This is a genomic window from Streptomyces sp. NBC_01275 (assembly GCF_026340655.1).
Taxonomy (GTDB): domain Bacteria; phylum Actinomycetota; class Actinomycetes; order Streptomycetales; family Streptomycetaceae; genus Streptomyces.
This window is the reverse complement of the sequence record NZ_JAPEOZ010000001.1, coordinates 5,875,940-5,894,051: the sequence shown is the minus strand read 5'-3', so window position 1 is coordinate 5,894,051 and position 18,112 is coordinate 5,875,940. Positions and strand designations below refer to the sequence as shown.

Genomic DNA, 18,112 nt, shown 5'->3' with positions numbered 1-18,112 from the left:
GCCGAGGGGGCCGTCCCGCCGCCGGGACGGCCCCGACTCACTCCACGGTGACCGACTTCGCCAGGTTCCGGGGCTGATCCACCTCGTTGCCCCGAGCCGTCGCCAACTCGCAGGCGAACACCTGCAACGGCACCGTCGCCACCAACGGCTGAAGCAAGGTCGGCGTGACAGGAATCCGCACGAGATGGTCCGCGTACGGCACGACCGCCTCGTCCCCCTCCTCCGCGATCACGATCGTGCGCGCCCCCCGCGCCCGGATCTCCTGGATGTTGGACACGATCTTGTCGTGCAGCACCGACCGCCCCCGAGGCGAGGGCACGACCACGACCACCGGCAGATCCTCCTCGATCAGGGCGATCGGCCCGTGCTTCAGCTCGCCCGCGGCGAAGCCCTCCGCGTGCATGTAAGCCAGTTCCTTCAGCTTCAGCGCCCCCTCCAGCGCCACCGGATACCCCACGTGCCGTCCCAGGAACAGCACGGTGTCCTTGTCGGCCAGCGACCGCGCGAGCTCCCGCACCGGCTCCATGGTCTGCAGCACCCGCTCCACCTCGCCGGAGATCCGCGCGAGGTCCCGGACGACGGCCCGGATCTCGTCCCCCCATTTGGTGCCCCGCACCTGACCGAGATACAGCGCGACGAGATAGCAGGCGACCAGCTGCGTCAGGAACGCCTTGGTCGACGCCACCGCCACCTCGGGCCCGGCATGCGTGTACAGCACCGCGTCCGACTCACGAGGAATGGTCGACCCGTTGGTGTTGCAGATGGCGAGCACCTTGGACCCCTGCTCCCGCGCATGCCGCAGCGCCATCAGCGTGTCCATGGTCTCGCCGGACTGCGAGATGGCGATGACGAGCGACCGTGAGTCCAGGATCGGATCCCGGTACCGGAACTCGCTGGCCAGCTCCACCTCGCACGGGATCCGCGTCCAGTGCTCGATGGCGTACTTGGCGATCAGCCCGGCGTGGAAGGCCGTACCGCACGCCACCACGACGACCTTGTCGATCTCCCGCAGCACCCCCGAAGGGATCCGCACCTCGTCCAGCGTCAGCGAGCCGGACGCGTCGATGCGCCCCAGCAACGTATCGGCGACCGCCTTGGGCTGCTCGGCGATCTCCTTGAGCATGAAGTAGTCATAGCCCCCCTTCTCCGCGGCCGACGCGTCCCAGTCGACGTGGTACGACCGGACCTCGGCCGGACGCCCGTCGAAGCCGGTGACCGTCACCCCGTCCCGGCGCAGCTCCACCACCTGGTCCTGGCCCAGCTCGATCGCCGACCGCGTGTGGGCGATGAACGCGGCGACGTCCGAGGCGAGAAAGGCCTCGCCCTCTCCGACGCCCACCACCAGCGGCGAGTTCCGCCGCGCGCCCACGACGACGTCCGGCTCGTCGGCGTGCACCGCGACCAGCGTGAACGCCCCTTCCAGCCGTCGGCACACCAGCCGCATCGCCTCCGCCAGGTCCGCGCCCGACGAGGACTCCTCGGCGAGCAGATGCGCGACGACCTCGGTGTCGGTCTCCGAGGTCAGCTCGTGCCCGCGCTCGGCGAGTTCGGCCCGCAGGGCGGCGAAGTTCTCGATGATCCCGTTGTGGACGACGGCGACCCGGCCCGCGTTGTCGAGATGCGGGTGCGCGTTGGCGTCCGTCGGTCCGCCGTGCGTCGCCCACCGGGTGTGCCCGATGCCCGTCGAGCCGGTCGGCAGCGGCCGTTCGACGAGCTCCTTCTCCAGATTGACGAGCTTGCCGGCCTTCTTCGCACCGGCGAGCCCGCCGTCCGCGAGCACCGCCACGCCCGCCGAGTCGTACCCCCGGTACTCCAGCCGCTTCAGCCCGGCCATGACGACCTCGAGCGCCGACTGAGACCCCACGTATCCCACGATTCCGCACATGCGCGGCAGCCTACGGCCGAAGTCCATCCCGAAAGAGCCTTCGCGTGCCCGATTTCGGAAATTCCCACGGCCGTACGACCCGCCGAGCGGGCGTGACGGACCCCACCTGCCGTCCCGTTAAAACTCCGTTCACAATGGACTGTGATCTCTCCGGTCTCCCCGATGCCCCGGAGCGCCCACCGGCACAGGCCGGAGGCGACTCCCTACGTCGACCTCACCCGAAGCGAGTGGAGCGCTCTGCGCGAGAAGACTCCGCTGCCGCTGACGGCCGAGGAGGTCGAGAAGCTGCGCGGTCTGGGCGATGTCATCGACCTCGACGAGGTACGCGACATCTACCTCCCGCTGTCCCGTCTCCTCAACCTCTACGTCGGCGCCACCGACGGTCTGCGCGGCGCCCTCAACACCTTCCTGGGCGAACAGGGCTCCCAGGCGGGCACCCCGTTCGTCATAGGGGTGGCAGGCTCGGTCGCCGTGGGAAAGTCCACGGTCGCCCGCCTCCTCCAGGCCCTGCTCTCCCGCTGGCCGGAGCACCCCCGCGTGGAACTGGTCACCACGGACGGCTTCCTGCTCCCCACCCGGGAACTGGAGGCCCGCGGCCTGATGTCGCGGAAAGGTTTCCCCGAGTCCTACGACCGCCGCGCCCTCACCCGCTTCGTCGCCGACATCAAGGCCGGCAAGGACGAGGTGACGGCCCCCGTCTACTCCCACCTCATCTACGACATCGTCCCCGACCAGCGCCTCACGGTCCGCCGCCCCGACATCCTGATCGTCGAGGGCCTCAACGTCCTGCAGCCCGCGCTCCCCGGCCAGGACGGCCGCACCCGCGTCGGCCTCGCCGACTACTTCGACTTCAGCGTGTACGTCGACGCCCGCCTCGAGGACATCGAGCAGTGGTACCTCAACCGCTTCCGCAAGCTGCGCGCCACGGCCTTCCAGAACCCGAACTCGTACTTCAGGAAGTACACCCAGGTCTCGGAAGCCGAATCCCTCGACTACGCCCGCACGATGTGGCGCACCGTCAACAAGCCCAACCTGGTGGAGAACATCGCCCCCACCCGCGGCCGCGCCACCCTGGTCGTCCGCAAGGGCCCGGACCACAAGGTCCAGCGCCTCAGTCTGCGCAAACTGTGACGGCCGCCCCGCCCGCCGCCCTCCGGGCTACCCTGCCCGCATGCTGCATCTGCGCCTGATCACACCGTCGGACCGGACCGACGACGTGGTCCGTCTGATCGAGAAGACCGTCGGCACCGCCCACCTCGTGGTGGTGCCGGGGGCGGCCCGCAACCCCGCCGGCGATGTCGTCCTGTGCGATGTGGCGCGCGAGGCGGGCGACGAACTCCTCACCGCGCTCCAGGAGTTGGGCCTGGACAAGAGCGGCTCGATCGCCGTGGAGAACATCGACCTGTCGCTGTCCCTGCGCGCCGACAAGGCGGAGGCGGAGGCGCCCGGCGAAGGGGCCGACGCGGTCCTGTGGGAGCACCTGACGGACGCCACCCACGAGGAGTCGACGCTCTCCGTCACATACCTCGCGTTCATCACGCTGGCCACGATGATCGCGGCCTGCGGGGTGGTCCTCGACAGCGCGGTCCTGATCGTGGGAGCGATGGCGGTGGGCCCGGAGTTCGGCCCGCTGGCCGGCATCTCGACGTCGATCGTGCAACGCGCCCCGCGCCTCGCCCTGCGCTCCCTGATCGCCCTGCTGGTCGGCTTCGCGGCGGCGATGGCGGTGACGGTCGGCTTCAGCCTCTTCATGGACGCCCTGGACCTGTTCAGCCAGGACCAACTGGACGCCGCCCGCCCCCAGACGGGCTTCGTCTACGCCCCCGACGCCTTCTCCTTCATCGTCGCCGTCCTCGCCGGAGCGGCAGGCACCCTCTCCCTGACCTCCGCCAAGTCAGGCGCCCTGGTAGGCGTGGCCATCTCGGTCACCACAGTCCCCGCAGCCGCGAACGCGGCAGTAGCCCTCAGCTACGGCGACACCGAACAGACCTGGGGCTCGACAGAACAACTCCTGCTGAACCTCCTGGGCATCATCCTGGCGGGAACCCTGACTTTGCTGGCCCAGAAGTACTTCTGGTCACGGCAACGGTTGCGGACCCATTCCGGTTAGCGGGCAGCGGGAGTGCTTTTGCTTTCAGGGGCGCGGGGCTCTGTCGATGTGCGGCTCCGCCGCGTGCGCGCGACCAGCCACAACGCACCGTCAGCCCGCACCGCGCAGAACCCCCCACCCCGAACCCGCCCCGCCGCTTAACCCAACGCCGACTTCACGACATCGGCCAACCGCCCGGCCACAGACCGAGCCTGATCGATGTCGGCAGCCTCGACCATCACCCGCACCAACGGCTCGGTCCCGGAAGGCCGAAGCAACACCCGCCCGGTCGCACCGAGTTCCCGCTCAGCCTCGGAGACGGCAGCAGCAAGCTCCGCCGAGTCCCCGACCCGGGACCGGTCGACATCCGGCACATTCACCAGCACCTGAGGCAACCGCTCCATCACGGACGCCAGCTCCCGAAGCGACCGCCCGCTCTCAGCGACGCGCGCCGCCAGCATGAGCCCGGTCAACGTGCCGTCCCCCGTGGTCGCGTGATCAAGGATGATCACATGCCCGGACTGCTCACCGCCCAGCGCGTACCCGTGCTCCTTCATCTCCTCCAGCACATACCGGTCGCCGACGGCGGCCTGCACCAGCTGGATCCCCTCGCGTTCCATGGCCAGCTTGAAGCCGAGGTTGGACATGACAGTGGCGACAACGGTGTCCGACCGCAGAGCGCCCCGCTCCCGCATCGCCAGGGCGAGCACGGCCAGGATCTGGTCGCCGTCGATCTCCTCGCCGGTGTGGTCCACGGCCAGGGCGCGGTCGGCGTCGCCGTCGTGCGCGATGCCGAAGTCGGCGCCGTGCTCGATGACGGCGGCCTTGAGCAGGCCCAGATGCGTCGACCCGCACCCGTCGTTGATGTTGAGCCCGTCCGGCTCGGCCCCGATCGTGACGATCTCGGCCCCGGCCCGTGTGAACGCCTCCGGCGACACCCGCGCCGCGGCGCCGTGCGCCTCGTCGAGGACGATCTTCAGCCCGTCGAGCCGGTTGGGGAGTACGGCGATGAGGTGGGCGACGTAACGGTCGAACCCCTCGTTGTACGAGCGCACCCGGCCCACGCCCGAGCCGGTCGGCCGGTCCCAGGGAGCGCCGGTGCGGTGCTCCTCGTAGACGGACTCGATCCGGTCCTCGAGGTCGTCGGCGAGCTTGTGGCCGCCGCGGGCGAAGAACTTGACGCCGTTGTCCGGCATGGCGTTGTGGCTGGCGGAGAGCATCACGCCGAGGTCGGCGCCCAGGACACCGGTGAGATACGCCACGGCCGGGGTGGGCAGGACGCCGACCTTCAGCACGTCCACGCCCGCACTCGCCAGGCCCGCCACGACGGCGGCCTCCAGGAACTCCCCGGACGCACGCGGGTCCCGCCCCACGACGGCCACCGGCCGGTGGCCCTCGAAGGTGCCCGCCTCGGCCAGCACGTGCGCCGCCGCGACGGAGAGACCGAGCGCCATCTCGGCCGTCAGATCCGCGTTGGCGACACCGCGCACGCCGTCCGTGCCGAAGAGTCGTCCCACTTGTCCTCCTGAGGAAGCGTCAGTTTCAAAAGCCGCGCGGGCGCGTCGAATCAGTCGAATCATCGGCGGCGGCTCCCGCATTCAGGCATTTGATGCCCCGAACATCCGATCACACAAGCCTTTGAGCACCTTGTGCCGTTATACGCCCACGAATGAGAGAAAACGAACGCCCCGGCGGCACAATGGCGTGCCGCCGGGGCGTTCGGAGTACGCGGGAGCGAACCGAAAACTCGCTCCGGATACGTACGAGCAGGCAGCGAAGCTTAGCGCTTGCTGTACTGCGGGGCCTTGCGGGCCTTCTTGAGACCGGCCTTCTTGCGCTCGACCGCACGGTCGTCGCGCTTGAGGAAGCCGGCCTTCTTCAGGGCCGGACGGTTGTTGTCGACGTCGGCCTCGTTCAGCGCGCGGGCGACACCGAGACGGAGCGCACCGGCCTGACCGGAGACACCGCCGCCGGAGATGCGGGCGACGACGTCGTAGCGACCCTCGAGCTCGAGGACCTTGAACGGCTCGTTGACTTCCTGCTGGTGCACCTTGTTCGGGAGGTAGTCCTCGAGGGTGCGACCGTTGATCTTCCACTTGCCGGTGCCCGGGACGATCCGGACGCGGGCGATGGCGTTCTTACGACGGCCCAGGCCGGCGGCCGGCTGCGGGTCGCCGAAGCGGGAGGCCAGGGACTCCGAGGTGTACTCACCCTCGACGGGGACCTCGGACTCGGTGGTGTAGCTGTCGATGTCGACGAGCTCGGTCTCTTCGAGCGGCTGCTCGGCAGTGGTCTCGGCCACGGTTCTCCTCAGATTCTCTTCAGCTTGGGGCGGTGTGGCCGGAATTACTGCGCGACCTGGGTGATCTCGAACGGCACAGGCTGCTGCGCGCCGTGCGGGTGCTGGTCACCCTTGTAGACCTTCAGCTTCGAGAGCATCTGACGGCCCAGCGTGTTCTTGGGGAGCATGCCCTTGACGGCCTTCTCGACGGCCTTCTCGGGGTTGTTGGCCAGCAGGTCGTCGTAGCGCACGGAGCGCAGACCACCCGGGTAGCCGGAGTGGCGGTACGCCATCTTCTGGGTCCGCTTGTTGCCGGAGAGGTGCACCTTGTCGGCGTTGATGATGATGACGAAGTCACCGGTGTCGACGTGAGGGGCGTAGATCGGCTTGTGCTTGCCACGCAGGAGGGAGGCGGCAGTGGTGGCGAGACGACCCAGGACGATGTCCTGAGCGTCGATCACGTGCCACTGGCGCGTCACATCGCCGGGCTTGGGGCTGTACGTACGCACGGTTCGTAGCCTTCGCTTCTTCAGTGAATTGGTCCTGACAAGGTCACCGAAGACGATCACGACAGCCCAGACCGCACTGCGGTGACGCATACCGCGTGCTGGTCGCTGGTCATCGGCCCGGTGGACCGGTGTAAGGGCCCGTCCCGTGAGAATGAGCAAGCCAATACACAACGAAGATGCAGGATACCTGCGGTGCCTTGGCCGGGTCAAAACGAGGCTTCTCGGCACCGGGGTTCCCTGCTCTTACCTACCCAGTGTAAACGTGATCGTCTTTGGGGGCCGCCGCCCCCGAGCCCCCGCTTCGACCCTGGACGGGCCTCGTCCTCAGACGCCGGACGGGCTGGGAGAACACCGTCGCCGCCAGCGTGCACAGCGTGAACGCGTCCTTGAAGGCCCTGCGCCTCGGCAGCTCCAGATACGGCCACATCAGGCCGGGGATCTGCGGGACCAGCGCCAGCCAGAACCACGGCCGCCGGGCCGCCGAGTCGGCGTACGGCAGCCCGGCGAGCAGCAGCGGGACGACGACCAGCAGATAGTGGTCGTACGACGGCCTGGAGACCAGGAACGCCGACAGCATCAGCCCCGCCGCGGTCTCGGCGAGCCGCAGCGGGCCGGGGTCGGCGCTCCGCCAGCGCAGCCGGGCGCAGGCCACACCGGCCGCACAGCCCGCCAGGGCCAGGGCCTGGGCCGGCAGCGGCGGCATCCCGAGCCGGGGCAGCACCGCCACCGGCGAGGCCTCGTACAGCCGTACGAAGGCGTCGTGGCCGCTCAGCAGGAACGGCAGGGTCCGGGTGAAGAAGGCGGCCGGATCGGGCAGCAGCAGCGCACACGCGCCCGAGGCGGCCGCCGGGACCAGGACCAGCACGCCCAGCGCACGCCAGCGACCGGCGAAGAGGAACAGCAGCGCCAGCGGGGCCAGCAGCGGCTTCAGCGCCAGCGCCGCGCCCAGCACCGCGCCCGCCGCGACCCACCGGCCCCGGCTCGCCAGCAGCAGGGCCAGCGGCAGCGCCAGCACCGCGGTCACCGTCCAGTTGCCCAGCAGGATCAGATGCCCGAAGGGCGCGAAGGCCGCCGACAGGCCCGTCAGCCCGAGCACCGCGAACCGGCTGCGCAGCGGAACGCCGTGCATGCGCAGCGCGCACGCCCAGCCGCCCACCAGGCAGGCCGTCACCGCCGTCGGCACCAGCACGCGCAGCGCGATCGGGGGCAGCAGCGCCTGCGGGGCGGCCGCCAGCACCGCGCTCGGCAGGTACAGGAAGTGCGGGTCGTCGTACGGGGAACCGCCGGCCAGCCAGGCGTGCGCCGCCCGCACCACGATCGCGTTGTCCATCCCGCCGTCCGGGGTGGCTCGCGCCACATGTCCCGCCATCGCGCCCAGCACCGCTGCCAGGCCCAGCCACAGTGGCCAGGGAGAACGCCGCACCAACCACCCTGAGATGTCGCCCTTGCCCGTAATCATCCACTGAACGCTAGGCCTTCGAGGAGCCGTTGGGGCGGAACAGCACACCCCTCGGCCCGTCTAAGATGCGGCGCATGAGCTATGGGCAGGGGGGACCTCAGTCCCAGTGGGATCCGTGGAAACCGAACTCCCAGCAGCCGTGGGACGGCGGCGGTGACAGCCGGGGCCCTGACTGGGCCGCGCTCGCCGAGCAGTCCGAGACGCGCAACAGGCGTCGCCGGCTGTTCTTCATAGGCGGCGGCGCGCTCGCCACCCTCGGCGTGGGCGCCGCCGTGGCCATGGCCGTGGTGTCGGCGAACAGCAACGACGAAGCGAACCGGCCGACGTCCTCGCTGCCCGCGGCCACCGACCTGCCGAGCGCGTCCGGAACCCCGTCGTTCGCCCCGACCAGCGCCCCGCCCCCGCTGGACCCGAAGGAGTTCGTCTCCAGCAAGGCCAAGGACACGGCCCCCAACGGCACGGACATCCTCTTCCCGGGCAGACAGCTGACCATCGGCTCGTCCGTCTACAAGAAGGGCCCGACGGCCGACAGCACCAAGTGCGCCACCGGCGTCCAGGGCACCCTCACCAAGGTCCTCGCCGCCAACGGCTGCACCCGGCTGATGCGCGTGACGTACACCAAGGACGGCGTCGCGGTGACGGTCGGCGTGGCCGTCTTCGACACCGAGGCCCAGGCCCTCAAGACCAAGAGCCAGGCCGACAAGCAGAGCATCGTCAAGGCCCTCGCCGGCACCGACGTCAAGGCCTTCTGCAACGGCGCGATCTGCCGCTCGACGACCAACTCCTACGGCCGCTACGCCTACTTCACCATCACCGGCTTCAGCAGCGGCAAGGACGTGACGACGAAGGACACCCAGGTCTTCACCGCCGGCGACGACCTGGCCCAGTTCACCTTCCAGCAGATCCGCCGCCGCGGCGAGACCCAGGCCTCGGCCGCCGCCAACTCGTAGCGCCGGCCCGTCCGTTCTCCCGGGACCGGCTCGGCTCAGCAGCAGCCGGCCCCGGGCAGCGACCGCTTGTTCCGCGCCTCCTTGTTCCGCGCGGCCAGCAGCTCGTCGGCCGGATACCCGACCTCCTCCAGCGTCAGCCCGTGCGGCCGTACGACGTGCACCGCCGAGTCCCGGACCCCGGCGGCCAGCACCTTCCCCGGCCAGTCGGGGCCCCGGTGCCCGTCCCCCACGAACAGCAGCGCCCCGATGAGCGAGCGCACCATGTTGTGGCAGAAGGCGTCGGCGCGCACGGTCGCAGTGACGATCCCGTCGTCGCCGCGCACCAGGCTCAGCTCCTGGAGGGTACGGATCGTGGTCGCCCCCTCCCGCCGCTTGCAGTAGGCGGCGAAGTCGTGCTCGCCGAGGAGCCGCCGGGCCGCCTCGTTCATGGCGTCGACGTCGAGCGGCCAGTCATGCCAGAGCACGTGGTTGCGCAGCAGCGGGTCCACCCCGCCGGGGTTGTCGGTGACCCGGTAGGCGTACCGCCGCCAGACCGCCGAGAAACGGGCGTTGAAGCCGCTGGGCGCCTCTCTGAGGGCCCACACCCGCACATCCTTCGCCAGCCGCCCGGCGAGCCGCTTGAGCAGCTTCTCCCGGTGTTCGGCCCACAGCCCCTCGGGCAGATCCACATGCGCCACCTGCCCGCGCGCGTGCACCCCGGCGTCCGTCCGCCCGGCCACGGTCAGCTCGTACGTCGTGTCGCGCGACCGTGTGACGGTGCGCAGGGCGTCCTCGATCTCGCCCTGCACGGTCCGCCGCCCCCCGGCCTGCTTGGCCCACCCGGAGAACGCGGTCCCGTCGTAGGACAGATCGAGACGGACGCGCACCTGACCAGGCTGTACTTCGTCACTCACCCTGGATCCTCTCAAAAATCAGGAACAGGAAAGCGGGCCCGCCCCGGAGGGCGGACCCGCTCATTGCTGCAAGCTACTGCAAGGCAGAGCCTCAGGCGTCCTTGGACTCCTCGGCGGCGGCCTCGACGGCCTCCGGCTTGGCGTCCTCGACGACCTCGTCGACCTTGGTCTCCTCGACCTTGGCCTCGTCGGCCTCCTTGACCGCGCGCTTCGTCGCGGCCTCGGCCTCGCCGGTCGCCTGCTGCGCGACCGTCAGGGCCTCGACCAGCTCGATGACGGCCATGGGCGCGTTGTCGCCACGGCGGTTACCGATCTTGGTCAGGCGGGTGTAGCCGCCCGGACGGTTCTCGTAGCGCGGGGCGATCTCGGTGAAGAGCGTGTGGACGACGCTCTTGTCCGTGATGATCTGGAGCACCTGACGGCGGTTGTGAAGGTCGCCCTTCTTCGCCTTGGTGACCAGACGCTCGGCGTACGGGCGCAGGCGGCGGGCCTTCGCCTCGGTGGTGGTGATGCGGCCGTGCTCGAAGAGGCTCTTCGCGAGGTTCGCGAGGAGCAGCTTCTCGTGCGCAGCGCTGCCGCCCAGACGGGCGCCCTTGGCGGGCTTCGGCATGTCTTTCTCCTTGGTATCTGCCCCGGCCGTATCAGGTACCGGGGTCAGGACCCGGTGAGCGGATGCTCACCGGCAACAACCGATCAGTACTGCTCGGTTTCCACGAAACCCGCGTCCGCGTCGTCGTCCGCGCCGAAGGCGTCGGCGGCGGCGGTCGGGTCGAATCCGGGCGGGCTGTCCTTGAGGGCCAGGCCCATGCCGGCCAGCTTCGCCTTGACCTCGTCGATGGACTTCGCACCGAAGTTGCGGATGTCCAGCAGGTCGGCCTCGGAACGAGCCACGAGCTCACCCACGGAGTGGATGCCCTCGCGCTTGAGGCAGTTGTACGACCGAACGGTGAGCTCCAGCTCCTCGATCGGCAGCGCCAGATCGGCGGCGAGGGCGGCGTCCGTCGGGGACGGGCCCATGTCGATGCCCTCGGCGTCGATGTTGAGCTCGCGGGCCAGACCGAACAGCTCGACCAGGGTCTTGCCGGCCGACGCCATGGCGTCACGCGGACGCATGGCCTGCTTGGTCTCGACGTCGACGATCAGCTTGTCGAAGTCGGTGCGCTGCTCGACACGGGTCGCCTCGACCTTGTACGTGACCTTCAGCACGGGCGAGTAGATGGAGTCGACCGGAATACGACCGATCTCCTGGCCCACCTGCTTGTTCTGCACGGCGGAGACGTAGCCGCGGCCACGCTCGACCGTGAGCTCCATCTCCAGCTTGCCCTTGCCGTTGAGCGTGGCGAGGACGAGGTCGGGGTTGTGCACCTCGACACCGGCCGGGGGCGCGATGTCGGCGGCGGTGACCAGACCCGGACCCTGCTTGCGCAGGTACATCACGACAGGCTCGTCGTGCTCCGAGGAGACGACCAGCTGCTTGATGTTGAGGATCAGGTCGGTGACGTCCTCCTTGACGCCCGGCACGGTGGTGAACTCGTGCAGCACGCCGTCGATACGGATGGACGTGACCGCCGCACCCGGGATCGAGGACAGGAGGGTCCGGCGGAGGGAGTTGCCGAGGGTGTAGCCGAAGCCCGGCTCCAGCGGCTCGATCACGAACCGGGAGCGGAACTCGTCGACGACCTCTTCGGTCAAAGAGGGACGCTGAGCGATCAGCATGTTGCGATCCTTCAGTCAGGGGCACCCACTATTTGATGCCCTGAGGTAGTGCAAGGGTACGGGCGATACGGCCCTTTTACGGGGTCGTACCGCCCGAAACCTCAGACCAAGCAGCCGTACGTCAGATCAGACGCGGCGACGCTTGGGCGGACGGCAGCCATTGTGCGGGGTCGGGGTGACGTCCTGGATGGAGCCGACCTCGAGGCCCGTGGCCTGCAGGGAGCGGATGGCGGTCTCACGACCGGCGCCCGGACCCTTGACGAAGACGTCGACCTTGCGCATGCCGTGCTCCTGCGCGCGACGGGCAGCCGACTCGGCGGCCATCTGCGCGGCGAACGGCGTGGACTTACGCGAGCCCTTGAAGCCGACGTGGCCGGCGGAGGCCCACGAGATCACGTTTCCGGCCGGGTCCGTGATGGACACGATCGTGTTGTTGAACGTGCTCTTGATGTGCGCCTGGCCGTGCGCGACGTTCTTCTTTTCCTTGCGGCGCACCTTCTTGGCAGCGCCCTGACGTCCCTTGGGGGGCATCTATAAACTCCTACGGGAGGTGGTCGGTCCTACAGCGAAGACCGCTGATGAAGCGTTGTCCGCTGAGGACTACTTCTTGCCCGGCTTCTTCTTGCCGGCGATGGCGCGACGCGGGCCCTTGCGGGTACGAGCGTTCGTGCTGGTGCGCTGACCGCGGACGGGCAGACCACGACGGTGACGGAGACCCTGGTAGCAGCCGATCTCCACCTTGCGGCGGATGTCGGCCTGGATCTCGCGACGGAGGTCACCCTCGGTCTTGATGTTGGCGTCCACGTACTCGCGGATCGCGACGAGCTGCTCCTCGGAGAGGTCGCGAACGCGGGTGTTCGGGTCGACGCCGGTCGCAGCCAGCGTCTCCTGCGAGAGGGTCCGGCCAATGCCGAACACGTAGGTGAGGGCGACCTCCACACGCTTTTCGCGCGGGATGTCAACACCGGAAACGCGTGCCATTCAATGGCTCCAGTTGATCTTCGGAGGTCTTCCACAGAACCGACTCCCAGCCGCCGTACCAGGTACGAACCGGGTCCCCGGCCTCCGAACCGGGGGTGTCGGACACGCATGCATACGTGACCGGGTCCTGCGTATGAACAAATTCAGCTCGCGTCGCGCGAAGATTCTGCGGGGTGCAGAGGGGGTGCGATCTGTGTGCGATCAGCCCTGGCGCTGCTTGTGGCGCGGGTTCTCGCAGATGACCATGACCCGGCCGTGACGGCGGATCACCCTGCACTTGTCGCAGATCTTCTTGACGCTCGGCTTGACCTTCATGGGATGTGAGGTTCTCCGGGTCAGTTGCCGGCCACCCCGCACGGAAGCGCACGGGGCCTGGGCAAGATCTACTTGTACCGGTAGACGATCCGGCCACGCGTCAGGTCGTACGGAGACAACTCCACCACGACCCGGTCGTCAGGGAGGATACGGATGTAGTGCATACGCATCTTGCCGCTGATGTGCGCCAGGACCTGGTGGCCGTTCTGGAGCTCGACCTTGAACATGGCGTTCGGAAGAGACTCGACGACAGTGCCCTCGATCTCGATGGCACCTTGCTTCTTGGCCACGCTTCGCCCTTCGAATCGACTACCTTGATCGACTCACTTGCTTTCCCTTACGGGCGCATGCAGGCATGCGGGTGCACGAGAGCCGACGAGTCAGTCTACGTCAGCGCACCCGGAAAGACGAATCGGGGAAGTGTGCCCCACGAGGGAGATCCTTAAGCAGGAAAGCCAGGACCCGCCACGACCCACCAGCCCGTCCGGCGTTTGAGGACGAGGCCCTCTGAGGGCCGACAGCGGGGGTCTGGGGGCGCAGCCCCCAGGAACGGGAATGGGAAGGGGCGGCGGGGGCGATCCCCATCGAGGCCGGCCCCCGCCCAGGGAAACCTCAGCCCAGCGGATCCGGCGCCGCCACGATCCCGTGCTCCGCCAGCTTCGCCCTGCCCCCGTCAGGCGCCGTCAGGACCAGCGGGCCGGCCTCCGTCAGGGCGACCGAGTGCTCCCAGTGGGAGGACCACGTGCCGTCCGTCGTGATGACGGTCCACTCGTCCTCGAGGACCTCGGTGCGGGGGGTGCCCAGGGAGACCATGGGCTCGATGGCCAGGCAGAAGCCCGGGATCAGCTTGGGGCCCTTGCCGCGGCGGCGGTCGACGTAGTTCAGGAGGTGCGGGTCCATGTGCATCTCGGTGCCGATGCCGTGGCCGCCGTAGTCCTCGATGATGCCGTAGCGGCCGCCGCCGGGCTTGGGCTGGCGGCGGATGTACGTCTCGATGGCGCGGGAGACGTCCACCAGGCGGTTGCCGAGCTTCATGGCGGCGATCCCGGCCCACATCGACTCTTCGGTGACCCGGGAGAGCTCGATCAGCTCCGGGGCGTGACCGGAGCCGACGAAGGCGGTGTACGCGGCGTCGCCGTGCCAGCCGTCGACGACCGCACCGCAGTCGATGGAGATGATGTCGCCGTCCTTGAGGACGACCTCGTCGGAGGGGATGCCGTGGACGACGACGTCGTTCGCGGAGGTGCAGATGGTGGCGGGGAAGCCGCCGTAGCCCAGGAAGTTCGACTTCGCACCGTGCTCCGCCAGGACCTTGCGCGCGACCTCGTCCAGGTCCTTGGTGGTCGCCCCCGGCACGGCCGCCTCACGCGTCGCCGCGTGGATGGCGGCGACCACCAGTCCCGCCGCACGCATCTTGGCGATCTGCTCGGGACTCTTGATCTGCACCATGGGGGGCCTGCGCTCTCCGTCACTCAGGTCTGGGTTATGTACACAACAGTACGGCCGTGGGGTCCTGGGGACTCCACGGCCGTACAGAGTCGACGACTACTGGTCGTCGCCCTCGCGCTTCAGGGCCGCCAGCGCGCGGCCGGTGACCTCGTCCACCTGGCCCATGGCCTCGATGGTCACTACCAGGCCCTGGGCCTTGTAGTAGTCGATGATCGGCTCGGTCTGCGTGTGGTAGACCTCCAGCCGTGTGCGGACCGTCTCCTCGGAGTCGTCGTCCCGCTGGTACAGCTCGCCGCCGCAGACGTCGCAGACGCCGTCCTGCTCGGGCTTCTTGTACGTCACGTGGAAGACGTGAGCGGAGTCGTTACGGCAGATGCGCCGACCGGCGATCCGCTTGACGACCTCCTCCTCCGGGGCCTCCAGGTCCAGTACCGCGTCCAGCTTGATGCCCTCGGTGGTGAGGAGCTCGTCCAGCGCCTCCGCCTGCGAGACATTGCGCGGGAAACCGTCCAGCAGGAAGCCGCGCTCGGCGTCCGCCTGCTCCATGCGGTCCTTGGCCATGGCGATGGTGACCTCGTCGGGGACGAGGTTGCCGGCGTCCATGTAGGACTTCGCGAGTTTCCCGAGTTCCGTCTGCTGGCTGATGTTGGCGCGGAACAGGTCGCCCGTGGAAATGTGCGGAACGCGTAGTTTCTCGGCCAGGCGCGTGGCCTGCGTTCCCTTTCCGGCACCCGGCGGCCCGACGAGGACGATACGCATCAGCGGAGGAACCCTTCGTAATTGCGCTGCTGAAGCTGGCTCTCAATCTGCTTCACCGTCTCGAGACCCACACCCACGATGATCAGGATGCTCGTCCCGCCGAACGGGAAGTTCTGGCTTGCCCCGAAGCCAACCAACGCCATCGTCGGTACGAGAGCGATCAGACCCAGATACAGCGAACCCGGCCAGGTGATCCGGTTGAGCACGTACGACAGGTACTCAGCGGTCGGTCGGCCAGCCCGGATGCCCGGGATGAAGCCACCATACTTCTTCATGTTGTCGGCGACTTCCTCGGGGTTGAAGGAGATCGCCACATAGAAGAACGCGAAGAAAACGATCAGCAAGAAGTACATGCTGATGTAGATCGGGTGGTCGCCCTTGGTCAGGTTGGTCTCGATCCAGGTCTTCCAGCTGGAGGTTCCGCTGGAGAACTGGGCGACGAGAGCCGGGATGTAGAGCAGCGACGAGGCGAAGATGACCGGGATGACACCGGCCTGGTTCACCTTCAGCGGGATGTACGTCGAGGTGCCGCCGTAGGAACGGCGGCCGATCATGCGCTTCGCGTACTGCACCGGGATGCGGCGCTGGGCCTGCTCGACGAAGACCACCAGACCGACCATGACCAGGCCGACCAGGATGACCGTGCCGAACTCGATCCAGCCGTCGGCCAGGGTGCCCGTCTTCTTGATGGCCCACAGGGCCGAGGGGAAGGTCGCGGCGATCGAGATGAACATCAGGATCGACATGCCGTTGCCGATGCCGCGGTCGGTGATGAGCTCACCGAGCCACATGACCATGGCCGTACCGGCGGTCATGCAGATGACCATGGTGATGGTGGTGAAGATCGCGCGGTCCGGGACGATGCTCGAGGCGACCGTGCAACCGGAGAACAGGGCGCCGCTGCGGGCGGTGGCCACCAGGCCGGTGCCCTGCAGGATGGCGAGCGCCACCGTGAGGTAACGGGTGTACTGCGTGATCTTCGACGTGCCGGCCGAGCCCTCCTTCTTGAGGGCTTCCAGTCGCGGGATGACCACGGTCAGCAGCTGAAGGATGATGCTGGCCGTGATGTACGGCATGATGCCCAGCGCGAAGATGGTGATCTGCAGCAGCGCGCCGCCGCTGAACATGTTCACCAGACCGAAGAGGCCCTGGTTGCCGGACGCCTCGTCCACACACCGCTGAACGGACGTGTAGTCGACACCGGGGATCGGGATGTGCGTACCGACCCGGTAGATCACGATGATCCCGAGCGTGAAGAGCAGCTTCTTGCGCAGGTCGGGCGTCTTGAACGCCCGGGCGAACGCGGTGAGCACGGTGCCTCCTGCGACCCCCGCGCATCTGCGTCAAGGGTGACGGTCTTGAGGGTCCAATAAAGAACAACGACAACAACGACATGGATAACGGTCGACTGCCGCTGAAGGTGCCCCATGGGAAGCACCCGTTGAAAGTGGGCAGTGGAGGTCACCTTACCGGCGAGACTACCGCCTAGGAACGACCAACCGGGGATACCCCTTTTGTGGGGTATCCCCGGTCGGGATCGCTCAAGTCATCGAGACGCCTGATGGATTCAGACGAGCTCGGTGACGGTACCGCCGGCGGCGGTGATCTTCTCCTTGGCGGAGCCGGAGACGGCGTCGACCGTCACCTGCAGCGCCACGGAGATCTCGCCCTGGCCGAGGACCTTGACGAGGCTGTTCTTGCGAACGGCGCCCTTGGCGACGAGACCCTCGACGGTGACCTCGCCACCCTCGGGGTACAGCGCCGCGAGCTTCTCGAGGTTCACGACCTGGAACTCGGTCTTGAACGGGTTCTTGAAGCCCTTGAGCTTCGGGAGACGCATGTGGAGGGGCATCTGCCCACCCTCGAAGCGCTCCGGAACCTGGTAACGGGCCTTCGTGCCCTTGGTGCCACGACCGGCCGTCTTACCCTTCGACGCCTCACCACGACCGACACGGGTCTTGGCGGTCTTGGCGCCCGGGGCGGGACGGAGGTTGTGGATCTTGAGCGGGTTGTTCTCCGCCATGATCAGTCGACCTCCTCAACCGTCACGAGGTGGCGGACGGTGTGCACCATGCCGCGGAACTCGGGGCGGTCCTCCTTGACGACCACGTCGTTCAGGCGCTTGAGCCCGAGCGAACGAAGGGTGTCACGGTGGTTCTGCTTGCTGCCGATGTACGACTTCGTCTGCGTGATCTTGAGGCGAGCCATTACGCAGCACCAGCCCCGGCACGCGCACGCAGCAGAGCCGCGGGAGCGACGTCCTCGAGGGGCAGACCACGGCGAGCCGCGATCTCCTCGGGACGCTGCAGGCCCTTCAGGGCCTCCACGGTCGCGTGCACGATGTTGATCGCGTTCGACGAGCCGAGCGACTTCGACAGGATGTCGTGCACGCCGGCGCACTCGAGCACGGCACGCACCGGACCGCCGGCGATGACGCCGGTACCGGGGGAAGCAGGCTTGAGCAGGACGACGCCCGCAGCCTTCTCGCCCGTGATCGGGTGCGGGATGGTGCCCTGGATACGGGGGACCTTGAAGAAGTGCTTCTTGGCCTCCTCAACACCCTTGGCGATGGCGGCCGGCACCTCCTTGGCCTTGCCGTAACCGACACCCACGGTGCCGTCACCGTCGCCCACCACGACCAGCGCGGTGAAGCTGAAGCGACGACCACCCTTCACAACCTTGGCGACGCGGTTGATCGCGACGACGCGCTCAACGTACGCGGTCTTCTCGGCAGCAGCTGCGCCGCCGTCACGGCCCTTCCGGTCCCGCCGCTCGCCGCCACCGGCACCGCTTCCGCGGCGCTGGGGTCCAGCCATTGGATTACCT

The 18,112-nt window shown here is 68.3% G+C and carries 21 protein-coding genes; 3 read left to right on the top strand and 18 right to left on the bottom strand.

The window, feature by feature from the left end; translation table 11 throughout:
* Positions 1–37: 37 nt before the first annotated feature.
* Positions 38–1,885: a glutamine--fructose-6-phosphate transaminase (isomerizing) gene (glmS, locus tag OG562_RS26175; RefSeq protein ID WP_266401852.1), complete on the bottom strand. Its 1,848-nt coding sequence runs from the start codon at positions 1,883–1,885 to the stop codon at positions 38–40.
* 162 nt (positions 1,886–2,047) lie between these two features.
* Between glmS and coaA the strand changes: the two genes are divergently transcribed.
* Both coaA and OG562_RS26165 read left to right on the top strand, forming a co-directional pair.
* Positions 2,048–3,016 (top strand): type I pantothenate kinase, encoded by a 969-nt coding sequence (coaA, locus tag OG562_RS26170; RefSeq protein WP_266401849.1) that lies wholly within the window; start codon positions 2,048–2,050, stop codon positions 3,014–3,016.
* Positions 3,017–3,056: 40 nt separating this feature from the next.
* Positions 3,057–3,995, top strand: a complete 939-nt coding sequence (locus OG562_RS26165; RefSeq protein ID WP_266401847.1) for a DUF389 domain-containing protein — start codon at positions 3,057–3,059, stop codon at positions 3,993–3,995.
* Positions 3,996–4,132: 137 nt separating this feature from the next.
* Here the strand turns inward: OG562_RS26165 and glmM are convergent, their stop codons facing one another.
* The 4 genes from glmM to OG562_RS26145 form a co-directional block, all read right to left on the bottom strand.
* Entirely contained in the window at positions 4,133–5,491 is a 1,359-nt protein-coding gene (gene glmM, locus OG562_RS26160; protein WP_266401846.1) for a phosphoglucosamine mutase, read from the bottom strand.
* Positions 5,492–5,754: 263 nt separating this feature from the next.
* Positions 5,755–6,276, bottom strand: a complete 522-nt coding sequence (gene rpsI, locus OG562_RS26155) for a 30S ribosomal protein S9 (RefSeq protein WP_266401843.1) — start codon at positions 6,274–6,276, stop codon at positions 5,755–5,757.
* A 44-nt stretch (positions 6,277–6,320) separates the two neighbouring features.
* A complete protein-coding gene (gene rplM / locus OG562_RS26150; RefSeq protein ID WP_266401841.1) occupies positions 6,321–6,764 on the bottom strand; it encodes a 50S ribosomal protein L13 in 444 nt (147 codons plus the stop codon).
* Positions 6,765–7,011: 247 nt separating this feature from the next.
* Positions 7,012–8,223, bottom strand: coding sequence for a glycosyltransferase 87 family protein (locus OG562_RS26145; RefSeq protein ID WP_266401839.1), 1,212 nt, complete (start codon positions 8,221–8,223; stop codon positions 7,012–7,014).
* 74 nt (positions 8,224–8,297) lie between these two features.
* On the opposite strand from OG562_RS26145, the gene OG562_RS26140 reads away from it, so the two are divergent.
* Entirely contained in the window at positions 8,298–9,173 is an 876-nt protein-coding gene (locus tag OG562_RS26140) for a hypothetical protein (RefSeq protein ID WP_266401837.1), read from the top strand.
* Positions 9,174–9,208: 35 nt separating this feature from the next.
* Here OG562_RS26140 and truA read toward each other — a convergent pair whose 3' ends face one another.
* The 13 genes from truA to rpsE form a co-directional block, all read right to left on the bottom strand.
* Positions 9,209–10,066 (bottom strand): tRNA pseudouridine(38-40) synthase TruA, encoded by an 858-nt coding sequence (gene truA, locus OG562_RS26135; RefSeq protein ID WP_266401836.1) that lies wholly within the window; start codon positions 10,064–10,066, stop codon positions 9,209–9,211.
* 91 nt (positions 10,067–10,157) lie between these two features.
* Positions 10,158–10,676 (bottom strand): 50S ribosomal protein L17, encoded by a 519-nt coding sequence (gene rplQ, locus OG562_RS26130; protein WP_266401835.1) that lies wholly within the window; start codon positions 10,674–10,676, stop codon positions 10,158–10,160.
* A gap of 83 nt (positions 10,677–10,759) precedes the next feature.
* Positions 10,760–11,782 (bottom strand): DNA-directed RNA polymerase subunit alpha, encoded by a 1,023-nt coding sequence (locus OG562_RS26125; RefSeq protein WP_003966937.1) that lies wholly within the window; start codon positions 11,780–11,782, stop codon positions 10,760–10,762.
* Positions 11,783–11,908: 126 nt separating this feature from the next.
* Positions 11,909–12,313: a 30S ribosomal protein S11 gene (gene rpsK, locus OG562_RS26120; RefSeq protein WP_010354218.1), complete on the bottom strand. Its 405-nt coding sequence runs from the start codon at positions 12,311–12,313 to the stop codon at positions 11,909–11,911.
* A 69-nt stretch (positions 12,314–12,382) separates the two neighbouring features.
* Entirely contained in the window at positions 12,383–12,763 is a 381-nt protein-coding gene (rpsM, locus tag OG562_RS26115) for a 30S ribosomal protein S13 (protein WP_020132619.1), read from the bottom strand.
* Between the two features lie 201 nt (positions 12,764–12,964).
* Positions 12,965–13,078 carry a 50S ribosomal protein L36 gene (gene rpmJ, locus OG562_RS26110; RefSeq protein WP_003998809.1) on the bottom strand — a complete coding sequence of 38 codons (114 nt, stop codon included), beginning with the start codon at positions 13,076–13,078 and terminating at the stop codon, positions 12,965–12,967.
* Positions 13,079–13,146: 68 nt separating this feature from the next.
* On the bottom strand, positions 13,147–13,368 hold the full coding sequence (infA, locus tag OG562_RS26105; RefSeq protein WP_003948620.1) for a translation initiation factor IF-1: 222 nt from the start codon (positions 13,366–13,368) through the stop codon (positions 13,147–13,149).
* 322 nt (positions 13,369–13,690) lie between these two features.
* The gene (gene map / locus OG562_RS26100) at positions 13,691–14,527 is read right to left on the bottom strand and encodes a type I methionyl aminopeptidase (RefSeq protein ID WP_266401832.1); all 837 of its coding nucleotides are present in this window, start codon (positions 14,525–14,527) and stop codon (positions 13,691–13,693) included.
* A 96-nt stretch (positions 14,528–14,623) separates the two neighbouring features.
* The gene (locus OG562_RS26095) at positions 14,624–15,286 is read right to left on the bottom strand and encodes an adenylate kinase (protein ID WP_266401831.1); all 663 of its coding nucleotides are present in this window, start codon (positions 15,284–15,286) and stop codon (positions 14,624–14,626) included.
* Positions 15,286–16,599 carry a preprotein translocase subunit SecY gene (gene secY, locus OG562_RS26090; RefSeq protein ID WP_266401829.1) on the bottom strand — a complete coding sequence of 438 codons (1,314 nt, stop codon included), beginning with the start codon at positions 16,597–16,599 and terminating at the stop codon, positions 15,286–15,288. Before secY ends, OG562_RS26095 begins: the two co-directional genes overlap by 1 nt.
* A 254-nt stretch (positions 16,600–16,853) precedes the next feature.
* Complete coding sequence (gene rplO / locus OG562_RS26085; protein WP_055418358.1) at positions 16,854–17,309, bottom strand: 50S ribosomal protein L15; 456 nt, start codon at positions 17,307–17,309, stop codon at positions 16,854–16,856.
* 2 nt (positions 17,310–17,311) lie between these two features.
* A complete protein-coding gene (gene rpmD / locus OG562_RS26080; protein WP_005313525.1) occupies positions 17,312–17,494 on the bottom strand; it encodes a 50S ribosomal protein L30 in 183 nt (60 codons plus the stop codon).
* Entirely contained in the window at positions 17,494–18,102 is a 609-nt protein-coding gene (gene rpsE, locus OG562_RS26075; protein WP_010354225.1) for a 30S ribosomal protein S5, read from the bottom strand. Before rpsE ends, rpmD begins: the two co-directional genes overlap by 1 nt.
* Between the last annotated feature and the right edge of the window lie 10 nt (positions 18,103–18,112).